Below are 16,616 nucleotides of genomic sequence, written 5' to 3'. Positions count from 1 at the left end.
TCAATCAATTACTATCACTTATCGAATAATCGAAAATAGACTATCAAACACTTCATTCATCGTAGTAATAGCTTTAGAGTTCGCCACGAAATATTTTTGGAAGGCCATTAAATTTACCATTTCCTCTTCCATATTTACCCCTTCAACGCTCATCTTTTCTTGCTGAATGCCTTCTAATAAGTCCCCATGAATTTTTTGATAAGCATTTACTGCACTTTTATCAGATGCAACACGAACTATAAATTGGTCTAATGCTTGTTTATAAGAAAGACCTTCTTTATAATCTCCATCTGTAATTGCTGCTAGTTTATTTGCTGTTTCAGCAGATATTTTCATTTTCGAAATATCTTTTTGAAATTCTGGATTTAACTTCATATCTTTCGCATGATCTCCAACGAAGAAATCTTTTCCCATCACTGTATTCACTTGATTTTTCACTGAACTCATTAAGTCTTCAAGATTTTTTTTATAATCAACAATCTTCGCTTTCGTGTCAATCGCTGATTTTATCGCTCCGCTAGTTACATTGATTTCTGAACCGTAAATCTCAACTGACATTGGGTCTTTTTCTTTATTTAATTGAAGTGGATATGTATCTTGTCCATTTACTGTTAAAATACCATTCATTCTAACACTCGCGATATTAGGATTCATAGATTCATAAGATACTTCTATATTTGCATACTTAGACATCTCTGTAACGATGCGATCTCGTTCGTCTAAAAGTTGATTCGGCACTTGTGTACCTGCTTGTCCAATTTTATGATTCGCTTCTGCTAAACTAGCAGCAAGACGATTAAATTCATTAACATGCGCTTCAATATCTTCTGCCGTCTGTGCTTCCACTGTATCTAAGTTTTTCGCAAGACGATTCACTTGACTTGTGAACTTCCCAGTTTCAGAAATTAATGTATCGTAGTAGTTTGGTTGTTCTGGATTTTTCGCCACTTCACGAAAGGCATTAAAGAAACCGTCCATTAAACTAGATAATGAATTCTTTCCTGTCGTTCCAACCATAGACTCTACACGTGATAAAGTCGAATTCATGTAGTTATAGTAAGAGAGCTGAGATAATTGATCATTAAACTGCTTCGTCTTTACCTCATCAGTAATACGGTCAACACCTAGCGTTTGTACACCGTAACCAATTCTCTGTTCTGGCGTATGACCATTGCTTGCTCCAACAGATCCGTAATTCACCATTTGACGCACATAACCCGGTGTATGAATGTTAGACAAGTTTTGTTTCGTTGTTTGTAACCCCATTTGAGCCGCTAACATGCCTGATAGCGGTGTATTATAATCAGATAATCTCATAAAGCTTCACTTCTCCTTTACAATAGTTCGTTCATAAAGATTTGCGAATTATTGTTTCGCTCTAAGTTATATTCAGAAACAGAATCCACAATACTTTCTGTAGTTTTTAATAGTACGTTTAAGTAATATTGATTTTTCAAAAGAATCATTTTTACATTCTCTTCTAATTCAGTTACGTTTTTTTGTAATTCTTCCATTTTTTCAATTTCTTCTTGAGAAAAATACGAAAATAACGCACTTACACGAAACGATTCAACTCCTTGTTCTTTACAGAAATGAACAACCATTTCTTCAAATGAGCTTGATAACCCTTTTAAACCATCAATGTACTGCAATTGCTCTACTTGTAACTTTTGAACTGCATTTACATTTTTATTTTTTAAATTCTCATATATTTGCTCTCCAAGCGCTTGAATATTTTCATACGCTTTTTGAATAATAACGAGTTTTTCATATAATTGTATGTACATATAGCTTCCTTCCTTTTACAAGACTAAATTCACAATTAAACCATGGATTTCTCCAATTTGATTTAACATTTCTAAATGTCCTGTTTTCGTATTAATTAAATTCATCACATCTTCTAATTCATTCAATCCCATTTCTGCCTGTTTCACAATCGTCATTTTCTGTGAATATCCGTAACGCGGGTGACGAGACATGACATCTTTATACTGCAATACATTATCAACGTAGAAATTCAAAAATGATTTTACTGTATTTTTGTATTCCATTACATTATCAAGCGTTAATTCCATTTCAATTTTCTCTTTAATTTCTCCAATATTATCGACAAACGCTTCCATTTGTTCTAGTAATTTATCTTTTTTCGGATCTGCATGCAAATTATCCGAAAATGCAAGTCCTGTCCTGACATTTGCTTCTTTCGGCATTTGAGTAGCAGGCGGTATATGCGATAAAATTGGATTATGCGAGATAGAACGTAGCATATATATCACCTATTTATTTTTTTATTTCTTCCTAAACTTAATCGTAAAATCCAGTTATTTATAATTATACTCTGAACAGTAATATTTTGCAGTTATTTTTTATAAAAGATATGTTACAATTTAGCATGAGGTGGCACAATTCTATGAATATTTTCCTTTGTGGTTCAAATCAATTAACAGCATTAGATCAAGAAGAAATTAAAAAATTTTTAACTGACTATGCTCACAAACATAAAATTTACATATTATGTTATAAATCTATTGAAAATGAGGTTCTTCGTTTTTTCGTTGAGAATGAAAGACTCGCTCAAAATTTATGCCTTTACACGCTGCAACCATTGCAAGCAATAACAGATGAATTTCAAGAAGTCGTTGATTACTTAAAAAAACACGGAGCCGAATATGTTGCTTTCGATCATCCTTCTGACTCCATTTACCGATCAGATTATATGTTTTTTGTTAAACAAATTATTGAAGACACTGATTTAGTTCTCTGTTTTTATAATGGGGACAAACATACATCTGTCATCCCTGTCGATGTTGCAAAAGAAGCAGGTATTGATGCTGTCATTTATGATTTACCAGGATTACATGAAAAGCAAATGAAAAAAAGCTTTGAACAAAAAATTCGTATGATGTAAAGGGGGAGGCACAATATCATTATTGTGCCCATTGTAAATATGATAATTGAACAAGATTATGATCATTTTATCGCGAGTTTTAAACAACAATTCAATATGGACATCGCTTCATATAAACAAGATAGAATGCGCCGTAGAATCGATGCTTTCATTTCGAGAAAAGGCTTCGAAAACTACACTAATTTTTTAAACAAATTACGCGCTGATCAAAATTTATTCTTAAATTTTATTGACTATATTACAATTAACGTTTCAGAGTTTTTTAGAAATAAAGAACGCTGGCAAACTTTAGAGTCGAAAGCACTACCAAAATTACTCGAACAAAATAGCGGAAAATTAAAGGTATGGAGTGCCGCTTGCGCTGCTGGTGAAGAACCGTACACACTCTCTTTAATTTTATCAAAGCATCTAGCTCCATTTCGTTTTGAAATTCAAGCAACAGATCTTGATTTTCATATTTTAGAAACCGCAAAACGCGGTCAATATACAGAACGTTCTCTGAAGGAATTACCTAATGATTTGAAAGAACGTCATTTCACAAAAGAGAATGATATATATTCATTGCATCAAAACATTAAACAAAACGTTACGTTCAAACAGCACGACCTTTTAATGCAGTCGTTCGATACAAATTATGATTTGATTATTTGTCGTAACGTAATGATTTATTTTACAGAAGAAGCAAGAGTAAAACTTTATGAAAAATTTAGTCGTTCTTTACGAAAAGGCGGTGTACTATTTGTTGGTAGTACGGAACAAATTTTAACACCCGAACGTTACAATCTTCAGCGATTTGATACATTCTTCTACGAAAAAATATAAAAGAAGTCGTCACAATATAGTGACGACCTTTTTACATAACTCGAATTAAAATAATACCGACAATCCATATAAAGAGAAAAAGAAACGTCATAGACCATTTATGTTCTTGCACCGTATGTTTCAACACCTGTGACAATTGTGTCATGTTCATTTCCGCAAGCGCTCTCCATACACTTACATCCCGATCTTTAGCAATGCGGTCTGTAACGCTAATTAAAATTGTTTCGTTAGACAATTTCGTTATATAAGCAGTAATAACCGTTACCATCAAATTTATATTTCCTTCTGAAGAATCACTTTCCACTCTAGAGATAAGTGCACTCACATCTAATAACGGAATATGTACTTTTCTACCAAATGATAGTTGTACTTCAGCGAAATCATATGTTCCATCTAACAAAGGAAGTTCTTTTATATGCGCCTGCTTAATAAGTCCTTGCAGGCTTCTAATTACTTGTTCAAATACTTTTTCTGATTGCTTTCCTTCTCCAGATAACGTGTGTAACTTTTTAAAAAGTTGTAACACTGTATCCATCTCTTTAGAAAGCATTTCCTTCATAATCTTTCCATCACTTAAACTTGCAAGTAAAATACCTATTTCATTATTTTTCGAAATAATTTTAGACTGTCCAGTAAAGACTAAATTGCTACGCTTTCGTTCTTTCTGGATTTCATGCTCCGAAATAGCTGCAGGCTGTTTTAATGGTTGTAACGCCTTATCTTCAATTGTCGTACGTTTAATCTCCATTTAAGCGCCTCCACTACTATGAAATAATTAGCCCCATTCTTTATTACTCTTTAAAACTAAAAACAGTACGAATAAACCTGACATGATAGTAAACACATCAGAAGCTTGCACTCCCTGTTCACCTTTTTCTTCTTTCTTGTCTTTCGGTTCTTCTTTTTGTTCTTTCTTTTTAGAGGCAACTTGTTTGTTATTTTTCTCTTTTCGGTCCTTCGCCTTATGTACTTCCTTGTTGTCTTCGAACGGCTCTTTTATAACGTAAGTAAATTCCTCTTTCTCTTTCAACGGTTCTTTTATAAACTTATTTACTATCTCATCTTGCTTCGGAATTTGAACAACTGGCAAATTTTCTTCTGGAAGCGGGTTTTTGACTTTCGGAATTTCTTGCTTCTCATTTTCTTTCTTATCTTCTAATTCATTTTCTAGTTTATTATCTAATTTTTCTTCTTTCTCTTTCTCTTTCTCTTTCTCTTCTATCTTTTTATCATCTTCGTTTTTTGGCGCCAAAACAGAAATGGTATATTCACTTTCCTCAACAAGTTTATTACCTGCTGCATCTATTATCTCTACAAGTAATTCATATGGCCCAGCCGGCAATGCTTCTGTTATTTCAAATACTTTTTGCCAATCCATATCATGCTTGTTGTAGTCTAATAAAAAGGAAAGCTCTTTATTTTCTTTCCCTTTTAATGTAACGCGCACTTCTTTTACAACTGATTCTATATCCGACGCTTTTACTCGTATATGTATAGAATCTCCCTGTTTTCGTTCAACTAAGTTCTCCTTTACTTCATCAATAGTAACTTTCTGTAACTTTGGCAATTCTTTATCTATAGTTGGCGTTTCATTTTTAATACGAATGAGCGGGACTTTCACTTCATTTTTTATGAGCTCTTCTTTCTCATTCTCTTTGTAACTTTGAACGAGCTGAAGATTCCAATCACCTTGCAAATCAAAATCCCCTGCTTTATAGTTAGCAACCCAGCTCTTCGTTTCTTCATCATACTCAAAAGATAACATTCTTTCTTGCGCATATTGCTCGCCATTTTTTTGTAACTGCAATATACCTTTCATACTTTGAATGTTTTTCCCATTTGGTTCTACAGCAATTCGCACCTCTTCGCCAACTTTAAGCTCCAGCTTATTTACTGTAATAATTCCCTGTTCTGTTTCTATCTTTCTTTCACTCAATTGTTTATTTGCTACTTCTTGTTGTTCTGCTTCTTTTTGTTTCTCTTCTTTTTGTTTCTCTTCATCTTGTCTCGTTTCCACTTGCTCTGGCGGTTCTTGAGATTCCTTATTTTCTTCTTGTACATTCACTTCATTTATTTTTTGATCTGGCTCAATTTGTTCCTCAGCCTGACTTTGCAAGGGGAAGAACAAGCACACATGTATGCATAGCCAACTCATTAGAAAAAACTTTACGTTTTTCATCTACTAGTTCAAACTCCTATTTCAATGCCTTATAGTGATTTCGTCAATTTTACTCCGAAAAATCCATCTACATTTACAAGTTCACCATACGCCACTAATACATCATTTACATAAATACGAATTGGTTCATCAATATCCTCATCTAGTACAACTGCTTCATTTTCTTGTAAACTTAATATATCTTGAATCGTTTTCACTGTACTTCCAAATACAAATTTCACGTTCATTTCTACATTTTGTAGAATGGATGTGTCCATATATACTGGTTCCATTTGTTTTACTTCTTTAAATTCAATTGGTTGCACAACTGGTTCTACAATTTTTTCTTCTTTAATTTCTTCTGTTGCAATCTCTTCTTCTTCCACCATTGGATACAGAAGTCGCCTTACCATTTCTTTCGCTTCAGAAATCGGCAAAATTTGATACATTTTCGATTGAAGCAGATCGCCAATTTCAAGATTGAACGTAATTTGAACGAGTTCGTCCACTTCCATTGACTCTCCCAAATACTCCATTTCTTCTTTTAACGTTACAAATTTAACATTTGGCGGCGTCATGTCCATTTTTTCTTGGAACATTTCTGACATCGCCGTAGCAGCGTGCCCCATCATTTGGTTCATAATTTCTTTAATACCGCTCAGTTCTAATTCAGTAAGCTCTTTTTCCGGATTAACTTCCCCTGTTCCCATCATCATTAAATCTACCATTGTTAAGGCGACATCTTTCGTAAATACGAATACATTCTCATTCTTTAGCCCTTCAACAAAGTCAACATTTAAAATAACAAATGGCACTGGTACTCCATCATAATGACGAACATTGATTGCTTCCACATTTGGTGTACTAATTGTAACTGGCTGATTTAAAAGCGTTGACAATACTGTTGAAGCGGAACCAATTGAAATATTTGCAATTTCACCAAGCACATCTTTCTCTTCTTGTGTTAAATGCTCTTTTTCAACTTCTTCTACAATCTCAGTTTCCACTACTTCTGCTGTCTCGTCTTTTTCTTCTACTCCACCAGATAATTGCATTAATTTATTGACCATTTGTTTCGCATGCTCAACTGAAACAATTTGTACAAGTTTAGAGTTTACAAGATTATCTATCTTTAAATCAAACGACACTTTAACAATCGTATGATTCCCATCGATTTCAGAGATTTTCTCCATTTCTTCTGATAACTTTACAACATTAATCGTCGGCGGAGACATATCTACTGTATCTTGGAAGAATTCCGACATAGATGTAGCTGCGAATCCCATCATTTGATTCATCGCTTCTTGTACAGCACTTAGCTCTAATTCACCAAGTTCTTTTCCGTCCTCCACTTCACCTGTTCCCATCATCATTAAATCAGCGATGGACAATGCAACATCTTGCTTAAGGACAAGAAGGTTTTCCATATCTAATCCTTTTGTAAAATGAATGTTTAATACAACATGTGGAACTTCGACATCTCTTGAATCATATAAATCTACCAACTCTATGCGAGGAGCAGTAATGCTTACTTGCCTATTTAGAATCGTTGATAATACAGTCGAAGCTGAACCAAATGATATATTTGCAATTTCGCCAAGAATATCGCATTCTTGAGGCGTTAAATGCTCATTTTCTTTTTCTAGCACAATCGTGCTCGTATCCCCTTTTGTGTGTTGCTCAGGCATTTTCCCTGCCTCCTCATTTCTGTTTTTCTATCAAATAATATAAACTCTCATTTGATTTTAGCAAACTTATTATATAAAAAATTAATATGTATGTATTCCCATTATTAGATTAGTAACGATTAGCCAAAAAGCTCCCCAATTGTATACAAGTGGGGAGCTTTCCTTCATTCCTATTATAAACCTTCTGGGTTTAAAATGAGGACCACTCGTCCATCACCGAGAATCGTCGCACCAGAGAAATAGTTAGAACTCTCTGCAAAGAAGTCACCTAATGACTTTAAGACTATTTCTCTTTGACCGATAATTGTGTTTACAATAAGTCCATAGCTGCGATGTGTATTACGAACAATTAACACAGGAACCATTTGACCATCATATGACGCAAACGCCTCATCTACTGTTTTTTCACCAAATACAGTACTTAAATGTTTCACTTCAATAATTTGATTACGATAATTTAACACATCTTTTCCTTGTAAGGATTGGATGTCTTCTCTCTTAATTCGAATTGCTTCAACGATATTTCCAAGAGGTAAAGCATAACGCTTATCATTCGTTTGAACAAGCATAGATTGAATAATAGACAACGTTAACGGAAGTTCAATTCTAAATGTACTTCCCTTTCCTTCCTCAGAATCAATAATTAAATGTCCACCTAAACTATGAATCGTATGTTTTACAACATCTAATCCGACACCGCGTCCAGAAAGATCTGATACAACTTCAGCTGTACTAAATCCTGGTTGGAAAATAAGATCAAACACTTCACGATCTGTTAATCTATTCGCATCTGCTTCAGTTACAACGCCATTTTTAATCGCTTTTTCTAATACTTTCCCTTTATTAATACCGTTTCCATCATCCGTAATTTGAATAACGACATGATTTCCACTATGAAAGGCTTCTAATTTAATAGTACCTGTCTCATTTTTACCTGCATCACGTCGTTTTTCAACAGTTTCAACACCGTGATCGATTGCATTTCGAATTAAATGAACGAGCGGATCACCGATTTCATCAATAACAATTTTATCTACTTCAGTATCTTCACCTGTAATTTGTAAATCGATTTTTTTCCCTAAATCTTTCGCTAACATACGTACCATACGTGGGAAACGATTGAACACAGTTTCAATCGGCACCATACGCATATTTAATAGTACGTTTTGAATATCTTTTGAAATATCGCCTAATCGATTTAAATGTTCAATTAACTCCTTGTTTTGAATCGTTTGAGCCAATTCATCAATGCGCCCACGTTCAATTACACTTTCTTCAAACATATTCATTAATCTTTCGATTTTCTCTAATTGAACACGAATTGAACGATTCTCCACTTTAGCATTTTTCGTTTTTGTAGTACTTTTAGCTGGTATAGCACTTTTAGGTTGATTCGTTGCCACTATCGGTGATTCTACCTGCGTAGCCACAGCTGGTTGTAGCGTTCCTTCTACTTGCACAACTTCTTGTGTAACGACTTTTTTAGAAGCTACTTCCCTCGATATAGGTTCTCCTTGCTTTACTTCCACTTTCTCAATTTCAGAAACATGAAGTACTACTTGTTTCAATTCTTCTATACTACAATCAGTATCCATAAATACTGTAAATTCAAATCCGAAAGCATCTGCTTCAATTTCTTCAATACTCGGAGCTGTTTTTTGTATATTCCCTACATTCTGCAATGCTTCAATACACATAATGGCACGTACTGCTTTTAAAATTGCTTGCTGTTCAACTGTTATATGCACTTCATGCGAAACTGCATCATCGTTGTCTATATGATTTTGCTCTATATGTTCCGTAGGAGTTTCTACATTGCCGTTCAATAATGCTTCTAATTTCTGTTTAGTTGAGACTACATCAATATTGCCCATTCCACCCTGTTGCACATCTGCAACCATCTTCTCCAAATTATCAATGCACTCAAAAATCACATCAATAATATCCGCATTTACAACTATATTTCCATGACGAATTTCATCTAACACATTTTCCATCTTATGCGTTAAATCAGCCATCTCTGTAAATTCCATACTCGCAGACATACCTTTGAATGTATGAGCGGAGCGGAATATTTCTCCTACAACATCCATATCAGCAGGATTTTGCTCTAACACTAGCACATTTTCATTTAGCGACTGTAAATGTTCTTCTGACTCTTCGAAAAATATATTTAATAGATCTGTTTGCATTTTTATCCCCTACCTGTCTAACAAACATTTCATTTATGTATAACAATTTAGTGTTTTATAATGAGAAAAAAGGGGGCCACACGTCGATCCGCTATCACTGTTTTGATTCCTTGTGGCACCCCTTCTATATTAACTATTTGCTACTTTTGTTAAAGCTTCAATTACACGATCCGCTTGGAATGGCTTTACAATAAAGTCTTTTGCCCCGCCCTTAATTGCATCTAATACCATACCTTGTTGTCCCATTGCAGAACAAATAACAACCTTTGCACTTGAATCAATTTTAATAATTTCTTTTAATGCTTCAAGCCCGTCCATTTCTGGCATAGTAATATCTAATGTTACAATATCAGGTTGAAGTTCTTTATACTTTTGAATTGCTTCTACCCCATTCTCTGCTTCGCCGATAACTTCAAATTCAGCATTACTTTTTAATAAGTTTTTAATCATCGTTCGCATAAACATCGCATCGTCTACTACTAAAATTTTATGTGCCATTCTTTTTAATTCTCTCCTTCTATGTATAAATATATCTTAATATTTCACCTTATCATTCTCACTCATTATACAAAATAAAATGATAAAATTTAATATTTTTTTAAAAGAATTTTCGTATTTTTATTATTTTATTATTAAAATAATAATATACTACTCTTTTATATAAATAACAACGCGACGGTTTTTTTCCCAGTTTTGCGGTGAATCATTTGGTACAACTGGCTTTGTGTCTGCATATCCTACCGCAGCTAGCCTTTTATCATCCACATTATACACTTCAATTAAATGGTGAATCATATTTGCCGCTCGTGCTGAAGATAACTCCCAATTAGAAGGGAATTTCTCGTTATGAATAGGTCTACTATCTGTATGTCCCTCTACAACAATTGGGTTAGGTACGGATTGAAAAAATCCAACTAATTGACTTATTATCCCTTTCGCTTCAGGCTTAACGTTCGCATCGCCTGTATCAAATATTAAATTATCTACTATAACGACGCTTACCCCTGTATCCTCTCGATATACATTCACTTGACTAATACCGTTACTATCTACATACGATTTTAACTTCTTATATAATTCGTCCATTCTCTTTTTTGAGATCATTTTTTCATCATTTTTTTCATGTGAAATATCCGGTATTGTATTTTCCATTACTTTTGCATCTACTTGCCCCGTATCACTAAACTTTTCAAGCATCTTTGACAATTTTACTGCATCTTGCTTTGATGTAGCAACTAGTAATACGAAGAAAGTTAATAATAACATCGTTAAATCTGTAAAAGTCGTCATCCAACGAGGCGATCCCTTTTGCGGTCCTTTACTCATCATACCACTCCTTGAAATATTAGGCTGCTCCTTTTACCTTTTTTACCTTTGTTTCGTATACGTATGTATCCAGTTTCAACTTTAATTTAGAAGGGATTTGTCCACGATACAATTCTGAAATTGCTTCTATTACAAACTTCTTCTCTGTATATAAATCTTCAATACCACGATATACTTTTTCCGAAAGAGGGATTGCAATCATATTCGCAAGTACAGACCCATATAATGTCGTTAACATCGCAACTGCCATCCCTGTACCAATTTGCGATGTATCTTGTAAGTTTTGGAGCATAATGATAAGACCGATTAACGTACCAATCATTCCCCAAGCTGGAGCAAAATCACCAATTTTATCTAATAATGCTGCTCCTTTTCTTAACTCATACACTTCCGTTTCAATATCTTTCAATAACACTTCTTTTAATTCATCTTCATCGTAACCGCTTAACATTAATCGAATTCCTTTTTGAATAAAAGGATTGTCTACTTGCTCTCCATCAACCTCTAAAGAAAGCAAGCCATTCTTTTTAGACTTTTTAGAAAAATTAACAAACAAATCCGTTAACTGTTCTAAATCTTCTTCTCTTCTATGTAAAACAGTGAAAATACTTTTCGTATATTTTTTTATTTCTCCAAATCGATATGCCACAACAATTGTCGCTGTCGTTCCCCCTATGACAATTAAAATAGATGAAATATCTAAAAAGTTTTTGAAAGCTTTTATTCCACCGCCACCAAGCATAATCGCCGCTATCACTATGATGAAACCTACTATGATGCCCACTGGGCTAGAAATATCAAACTTCCTTTTTCTTCTTTGTGGTCTAGCTAATACTTGATTTTTTTCTCCCATATTTCTGCCCTTTCCTTTCCATTTTCATATAACATTTTTTTATTTTAATAATACGTTTTCACATATAACATGTATTATACGCTTATCATCTGTTTATCGCAATATACTCATGAAATTGACACATTTCATTTCTATATTAGAATTATGGTATAAAAACATGAGGAGGCTCACGATGGAACACAACATTTTACAAGTCATTGCATTAGCAGAAAAATTAAAATATGAAATGCGACACAGCTGGCTTTCCAACGGACGTCAAGAAAGTGTTGCCGAGCATACATGGCGTATGTCTCTAATGGCCATTTTAGTTGAACCTTATTTGGATCAAAAAGTAAATATTGAGAAATTACTTAAGATGGTTATTATTCACGACATAGTCGAAGCCGAAGCTGGTGATATCCCTGCTTTTGATACAATGAATAGTCACGAATTACAACTACAAAAACAAAAAAATGAACTAGAAGCTATTTTAAATATTAAACAAACATTAACAGGTTCTCTCGGCGAAGAATTATATGACTTATGGATGGAGTTTGAAGCGAAAGAAACGTACGAAGCAAAAGTTGCTAATGCACTCGATAAACTTGAGGTGAAAATCCAACATAACGAAGCTGATATTGATACGTGGTTACCAATTGAACATAAAATGACATTCCAAGTAGCAAAGCATACAAACTTTGATTCTTTCCTATCTAAATTACAAAAAATTATTGAGCAAGTTGGAGAAAAGAAGTTAATTGCTGCCGGTATTGATGTTGAGGCATGCAAGCAATAATGAAATAAGACACTCAACAAGAGTGTCTTATTTCATTATTGTTGATATAGCCTGCTTATAAATAAGCTGTTGTTTTCCATCCACTAATATTAAAACTGTAAATTTATCTACTCCAACAACTTCTCCTACTATTCTAACGCCACTCTTTAAGAAAATTGTAACTGTACCTTTTTCTTCTTTTATTTGTTTATACAATTCTTCCTGTAAATGTTCCAATTACTGTCCTCTCCTTCCCGTGAAACATCTTAATATAAAAAACTATAAATTTTTTATTTATGCACTTTGTCTTTTCCATTCATAAACTTATTAATTAGTATATCTAAATCTCGGCTAAATAACAAAACTTTATCATGATCCAATCCGTGCCTCGCAACAAGTTGAATTAACTCTTTCTTTTTGCTTTCTATTTTATTTTGTAATTGTCCCATCTCCATCTCTATACTAAAACTCCCTTTTCCCATAATATTACTTGTAAAATTATAGTACATATTCTCTCATAAAAAAATAAAAAAATGGTTTTTTTTACAATTTTTTATTTTTTTATGCCTAAATTACGAATCACGTAAAGGTTCATTTACAAATCACTAACATACAATCCTAATGAATCTACAGGCATTTGTCTAATTATAAATGAGACTGGCTCGTTTTCTGTACAAAAAACATACTGTATATAGTAGTCCATGAACCATATAGATTAACTTACTAAAAAGGAGGAAAACATATGAGTTATGGTGGAAGTTGCGCTGGTTTCGGCGGTGGATTTGCTTTGCTTATCGTACTATTCATCCTTCTAATCATCATCGGATGTAGCTGTTGGGGTGGCGGCGGATACGGATATTAATATATCCTATCCTTGACAAATGAACTAAAAACTATAGAAAAACAGCTCATATTTGAGCTGTTTTTTTCATACTTTCGTATGAATTTATATCCCTCTTATTTGCGATTTCAACTAACAAAATATCGTTTAATATGGAATAAGAAACATTTTTCACTGATATAAAAGATGGTTATACATACATACATATTACAAACAAAAATTATTTTAACATTAATTCTTGTCGGCATTTCATGGGGCATTATTGGAGGCGCTTATCAGCTATTCCTAACGATCTATGCCGAGAGAATTTTCCACACTAACATTGGAATTTTATATACAGTTCAAGGCATTGGGCTTATGATTGGAAGCCTCCTCGTTAATCTTTATATGTCTCATAATAAAGAAAAAATGAAAAAAGTATTCGGTTGAGCCTACTTATTTCAAGGAATTTTCTTTCTCGGATTCATTCTATCCGATCAACTTATTATCGGTATCGTTACTTTATTCTGTATGCGCATAGCAGGAGGAATCCTCGTTCCACTTGATACGACATTACTTCAAACTTACACACACGAAAATATGATGGGTAAAGTTTTTCATTCCATTATTCCGTTTACGGATCTCTTATTCAGTTATCTATGTTTTTTACAGGAGGGCTGTTAGAAATTCTTTCTCCTCAAATGATTGGCAGTTTATTAGCTACATGCTGTATTTTTGTAAATTTTATATGGCTTTTCTTATTTATCGCGGGGATCTCAGTGAATAATCTAATGATAATCAATAGATTTTAATCCCATTCATTATTTGTTTCCCAATAATAAAATTGTTTAAAAATATCAGTCTGATTTTTTAGTTAATGACCCTTATATGGCAACACTATTTGAGAAAAAACTAGATATTTATGTTAAAATATAAATAAGTTTGTGAAAGTTTGCACTTAAATAAGAGACTTCAACTAGTTAAACTTGATTAAAGAGGAGGGCTGTTTTGGGTGTTACATTCATTTTCATATGTATTATATTAGTGGCTTCTATTCTGCAAGCAAGTACAGGTTTTGGCTTTTCCATAATGGCAACCCCTTTCTTACTTATGTTATTTCTACCACAAGAAGCTATACAAATAAACATTATTTTATCTTTAATTATCTCCATTTCACTCATTTGGAAAATAAGAATGGACGTTGATTTTGTTCTACTGAAAAGGTTTATTTTGGGAAGTATAGTTGGTGTACCTTTTGGTATTTTAATCTTCATTTCCGTTAACATAAACACTTTTAAATTAGCAGTTAGCATCCTACTCTTACTATTAACATTGTTGCTAATATGCAACGTTAAGGTTAGATCAACACAATCTAGAGATTTCATAGTTGGTGGATTATCTGGTCTTTTAACGACAAGTATCGGTATGCCAGGACCACCCCTGTTACTTTACTTTACAGGAACTGATACGAAAAAAGAGAAATTGAGAGCAACTACTTTAGCTTTTTATCTATTTATATATTTCATTAGCCTACTAACTCAAATACTCTTTACTGGCACAAACAAAACAATTTGGGAATCAAGTTTTTACGCTATTCCAATCGTATTTCTAGGTTTGTATATAGGGCAAATTATTTTCAAATGGCTTAATCAACGGATTTTCAAAATATTTACGTACATCCTTTTAAGTTGCACGGGTATGTATCTTCTTATTGAAAGTTTGCATTTATTATAAGTAAGTTTTTCAAAATACAAAATCATAAATAAAATACTAACCAAACGATAAAAAGCGGCTATTATGCCGCTTTTTATTTTCACATTAAATATTTTAAAACTAGAAGCCCAGCTATCGCTATTACAAACACATTGAAAAAAATCATCCAACTTTTTTCGAAATCTTTATATCTCTCTTCTTTCACTCCACATTGTTTTAGCTTTCCAATTAAAACTGCTAATTCTTGATTATACTCTTTACTTCCTAATTGTATATAATTGTTATTTATTTTAATTCCATATACATTTTTCATTTTTTTATGTTGCGAAACTGCTTGAATTGAGTTTACTAATACACTGTATTCATTTAACTTTTTAAAATAACAATCTAACGCTATAATTTGTAACCTTGTATTAGTTAAAACAATGTAATAATAAAATGTAGCACCTGTGGTTAATATATTAGGTATAACTTTAGAATTTACAAGACTTCCTTCTTCCACTAATATTTCACATTGTATTTCCTCTCCTTCTTGCAACTCTTTCCGAACTGATTCTTCCAACATTTGCACCGTTAATTTCTTCAATAACTCCCCGTTTTTCACATAATACTTATCTATATTTATAGATTCATTCGCTTCTTTCTCTAAACGTGCAATTTCTTCTTCTGAATATTGGAGCTCATTTAACATCGATAATAATCTTTTATCCATATTACACACTCCCTTTCCACAGTTTTGAAGTTTTTTCTTCCCACGAGAAATTCGATTGTATATATAATCCGCCGTTACTTTTAATTCTTTTGCGATATCGTCAATGGAATATCCATCAATATACCTCTTTAAATATATATATCGATCTTTCTTATTTAAATCTTGAACTATTTCCATAATCTCTTCTTCTTGTTCTATTTCATACCTATCATGGACACCTGTATCTATTTCTACGTCTTTATCGATTATATTCTCTTTATATACTTTCTTTTTATATTCCAATGCCTTCAATTTACTAATACCAATCATCCAAGATTTTAAGTTTCCCTTTTCTGTATCAAATTGGTCGATATTAAACCAAATGACAGTAAATACATCGTTATAACAATCATCCACATATTGTTTTTCAATAGGGGTACTTAATGATTTATGAATAATGTACAAAATTAATTTTCCATATTGATCAATCACTTCTTTCAAAACATCTTGATCATGTTTTTTCATAGCTATAATTAAATCCTCTTCAGAATTGAAAATCATAAGCATCTTCCTTCCTCAGTTCCCCTTTAGCAGCTGCTTTTACTTACTATTGGCATTTCATTCTCTTTTTCTATCACTTTTGTAAAAAATTATTAATTTTTATTTCTATGTATATGATAACAAACAAAAT

General features: G+C 32.9%; 18 protein-coding genes and 2 pseudogenes. 6 read left to right on the top strand and 14 right to left on the bottom strand.

Annotation, left to right across the window (positions count from 1 at the left end; translation table 11 throughout):
• Positions 1–18: 18 nt before the first annotated feature.
• The 3 genes from flgK to C4S65_RS18710 are packed head-to-tail and all read right to left on the bottom strand — an operon-like array spanning position 19 to position 2,267.
• Positions 19–1,317, bottom strand: coding sequence for a flagellar hook-associated protein FlgK (gene flgK, locus C4S65_RS18720; RefSeq protein ID WP_098838406.1), 1,299 nt, complete (start codon positions 1,315–1,317; stop codon positions 19–21).
• A 17-nt stretch (positions 1,318–1,334) separates the two neighbouring features.
• A complete protein-coding gene (locus C4S65_RS18715; protein ID WP_098223387.1) occupies positions 1,335–1,787 on the bottom strand; it encodes a hypothetical protein in 453 nt (150 codons plus the stop codon).
• Positions 1,788–1,802: 15 nt separating this feature from the next.
• Positions 1,803–2,267 (bottom strand): YaaR family protein, encoded by a 465-nt coding sequence (locus tag C4S65_RS18710; protein WP_000946323.1) that lies wholly within the window; start codon positions 2,265–2,267, stop codon positions 1,803–1,805.
• Between the two features lie 143 nt (positions 2,268–2,410).
• On the opposite strand from C4S65_RS18710, the gene C4S65_RS18705 reads away from it, so the two are divergent.
• Both C4S65_RS18705 and cheR read left to right on the top strand, forming a co-directional pair.
• Complete coding sequence (locus C4S65_RS18705) at positions 2,411–2,908, top strand: flagellar motor switch protein FliG (protein WP_001020110.1); 498 nt, start codon at positions 2,411–2,413, stop codon at positions 2,906–2,908.
• A gap of 39 nt (positions 2,909–2,947) precedes the next feature.
• Complete coding sequence (cheR, locus tag C4S65_RS18700) at positions 2,948–3,730, top strand: protein-glutamate O-methyltransferase CheR (RefSeq protein WP_000582875.1); 783 nt, start codon at positions 2,948–2,950, stop codon at positions 3,728–3,730.
• Positions 3,731–3,761: 31 nt separating this feature from the next.
• Here cheR and C4S65_RS18695 read toward each other — a convergent pair whose 3' ends face one another.
• From C4S65_RS18695 to C4S65_RS18665, 7 genes are all read right to left on the bottom strand, one after another.
• A complete protein-coding gene (locus C4S65_RS18695; RefSeq protein ID WP_098838405.1) occupies positions 3,762–4,478 on the bottom strand; it encodes a hypothetical protein in 717 nt (238 codons plus the stop codon).
• A 27-nt stretch (positions 4,479–4,505) separates the two neighbouring features.
• On the bottom strand, positions 4,506–5,909 hold the full coding sequence (locus C4S65_RS18690; protein WP_103945386.1) for a transglycosylase: 1,404 nt from the start codon (positions 5,907–5,909) through the stop codon (positions 4,506–4,508).
• 29 nt (positions 5,910–5,938) lie between these two features.
• A complete protein-coding gene (locus C4S65_RS18685) occupies positions 5,939–7,576 on the bottom strand; it encodes a flagellar motor switch protein (protein ID WP_098838403.1) in 1,638 nt (545 codons plus the stop codon).
• A gap of 173 nt (positions 7,577–7,749) precedes the next feature.
• The gene (locus C4S65_RS18680; RefSeq protein WP_088114211.1) at positions 7,750–9,768 is read right to left on the bottom strand and encodes a chemotaxis protein CheA; all 2,019 of its coding nucleotides are present in this window, start codon (positions 9,766–9,768) and stop codon (positions 7,750–7,752) included.
• A gap of 129 nt (positions 9,769–9,897) precedes the next feature.
• The gene (locus C4S65_RS18675; RefSeq protein ID WP_000940568.1) at positions 9,898–10,266 is read right to left on the bottom strand and encodes a response regulator; all 369 of its coding nucleotides are present in this window, start codon (positions 10,264–10,266) and stop codon (positions 9,898–9,900) included.
• A 150-nt stretch (positions 10,267–10,416) separates the two neighbouring features.
• Positions 10,417–11,094 carry an OmpA family protein gene (locus C4S65_RS18670; protein WP_098838402.1) on the bottom strand — a complete coding sequence of 226 codons (678 nt, stop codon included), beginning with the start codon at positions 11,092–11,094 and terminating at the stop codon, positions 10,417–10,419.
• A gap of 19 nt (positions 11,095–11,113) precedes the next feature.
• Entirely contained in the window at positions 11,114–11,947 is an 834-nt protein-coding gene (locus C4S65_RS18665) for a MotA/TolQ/ExbB proton channel family protein (protein ID WP_098838401.1), read from the bottom strand.
• A 172-nt stretch (positions 11,948–12,119) separates the two neighbouring features.
• Between C4S65_RS18665 and C4S65_RS18660 the strand changes: the two genes are divergently transcribed.
• A complete protein-coding gene (locus C4S65_RS18660) occupies positions 12,120–12,722 on the top strand; it encodes an HD domain-containing protein (RefSeq protein ID WP_098838400.1) in 603 nt (200 codons plus the stop codon).
• 27 nt (positions 12,723–12,749) lie between these two features.
• Here C4S65_RS18660 and hfq read toward each other — a convergent pair whose 3' ends face one another.
• Together hfq and C4S65_RS18650 are read right to left on the bottom strand one after the other, a co-directional pair.
• Positions 12,750–12,938: an RNA chaperone Hfq gene (hfq, locus tag C4S65_RS18655; RefSeq protein WP_000400665.1), complete on the bottom strand. Its 189-nt coding sequence runs from the start codon at positions 12,936–12,938 to the stop codon at positions 12,750–12,752.
• A 53-nt stretch (positions 12,939–12,991) separates the two neighbouring features.
• Positions 12,992–13,210: an aspartyl-phosphate phosphatase Spo0E family protein gene (locus C4S65_RS18650; protein ID WP_061666856.1), complete on the bottom strand. Its 219-nt coding sequence runs from the start codon at positions 13,208–13,210 to the stop codon at positions 12,992–12,994.
• Between the two features lie 233 nt (positions 13,211–13,443).
• Here C4S65_RS18650 and C4S65_RS18645 point away from each other — a divergent pair, with 233 nt between their 5' ends.
• The 3 genes and pseudogenes from C4S65_RS18645 to C4S65_RS18635 all read left to right on the top strand — a co-directional run bounded on the left by C4S65_RS18645 (position 13,444) and on the right by C4S65_RS18635 (position 15,255).
• Positions 13,444–13,563 (top strand): YjcZ family sporulation protein, encoded by a 120-nt coding sequence (locus tag C4S65_RS18645; RefSeq protein ID WP_000120179.1) that lies wholly within the window; start codon positions 13,444–13,446, stop codon positions 13,561–13,563.
• A 146-nt stretch (positions 13,564–13,709) separates the two neighbouring features.
• Positions 13,710–14,333 (top strand): annotated as a pseudogene (locus C4S65_RS18640) (MFS transporter); the annotation flags it as partial.
• Between the two features lie 196 nt (positions 14,334–14,529).
• A complete protein-coding gene (locus C4S65_RS18635) occupies positions 14,530–15,255 on the top strand; it encodes a sulfite exporter TauE/SafE family protein (RefSeq protein ID WP_000539221.1) in 726 nt (241 codons plus the stop codon).
• 79 nt (positions 15,256–15,334) lie between these two features.
• Here the strand turns inward: C4S65_RS18635 and C4S65_RS35265 are convergent, their stop codons facing one another.
• Positions 15,335–15,946, bottom strand: coding sequence for a flagellar motor switch protein FliG (locus C4S65_RS35265; protein ID WP_042973234.1), 612 nt, complete (start codon positions 15,944–15,946; stop codon positions 15,335–15,337).
• A gap of 24 nt (positions 15,947–15,970) precedes the next feature.
• A pseudogene (locus C4S65_RS35260) lies at positions 15,971–16,492 on the bottom strand (sigma-70 family RNA polymerase sigma factor); the annotation flags it as partial.
• Between the last annotated feature and the right edge of the window lie 124 nt (positions 16,493–16,616).

This window comes from Bacillus sp. ok061 (assembly GCF_900108285.1).
In the GTDB taxonomy this organism is placed as follows: Bacteria; Bacillota; Bacilli; order Bacillales; family Bacillaceae_G; genus Bacillus_A; species Bacillus_A thuringiensis_S.
This window is presented reverse-complemented; position numbering and strand designations above follow the sequence as displayed.

Coding starts and splice junctions, on each gene's coding strand:
- C4S65_RS18680 (WP_088114211.1), bottom strand. CDS start 9,768: ATGCAAACAGATCTATTAAATATATTTTTCGAAGAGTCAGAAGAACAT.
- cheR (WP_000582875.1), top strand. CDS start 2,948: ATGATAATTGAACAAGATTATGATCATTTTATCGCGAGTTTTAAACAA.
- C4S65_RS18665 (WP_098838401.1), bottom strand. CDS start 11,947: ATGGGAGAAAAAAATCAAGTATTAGCTAGACCACAAAGAAGAAAAAGG.
- C4S65_RS18685 (WP_098838403.1), bottom strand. CDS start 7,576: ATGCCTGAGCAACACACAAAAGGGGATACGAGCACGATTGTGCTAGAA.
- C4S65_RS18650 (WP_061666856.1), bottom strand. CDS start 13,210: ATGTACTATAATTTTACAAGTAATATTATGGGAAAAGGGAGTTTTAGT.
- C4S65_RS18690 (WP_103945386.1), bottom strand. CDS start 5,909: ATGAAAAACGTAAAGTTTTTTCTAATGAGTTGGCTATGCATACATGTG.
- C4S65_RS18675 (WP_000940568.1), bottom strand. CDS start 10,266: ATGGCACATAAAATTTTAGTAGTAGACGATGCGATGTTTATGCGAACG.
- C4S65_RS35265 (WP_042973234.1), bottom strand. CDS start 15,946: ATGGATAAAAGATTATTATCGATGTTAAATGAGCTCCAATATTCAGAA.
- C4S65_RS18710 (WP_000946323.1), bottom strand. CDS start 2,267: ATGCTACGTTCTATCTCGCATAATCCAATTTTATCGCATATACCGCCT.
- C4S65_RS18695 (WP_098838405.1), bottom strand. CDS start 4,478: ATGGAGATTAAACGTACGACAATTGAAGATAAGGCGTTACAACCATTA.
- C4S65_RS18645 (WP_000120179.1), top strand. CDS start 13,444: ATGAGTTATGGTGGAAGTTGCGCTGGTTTCGGCGGTGGATTTGCTTTG.
- C4S65_RS18670 (WP_098838402.1), bottom strand. CDS start 11,094: ATGAGTAAAGGACCGCAAAAGGGATCGCCTCGTTGGATGACGACTTTT.
- C4S65_RS18705 (WP_001020110.1), top strand. CDS start 2,411: ATGAATATTTTCCTTTGTGGTTCAAATCAATTAACAGCATTAGATCAA.
- flgK (WP_098838406.1), bottom strand. CDS start 1,317: ATGAGATTATCTGATTATAATACACCGCTATCAGGCATGTTAGCGGCT.
- C4S65_RS18715 (WP_098223387.1), bottom strand. CDS start 1,787: ATGTACATACAATTATATGAAAAACTCGTTATTATTCAAAAAGCGTAT.
- C4S65_RS18660 (WP_098838400.1), top strand. CDS start 12,120: ATGGAACACAACATTTTACAAGTCATTGCATTAGCAGAAAAATTAAAA.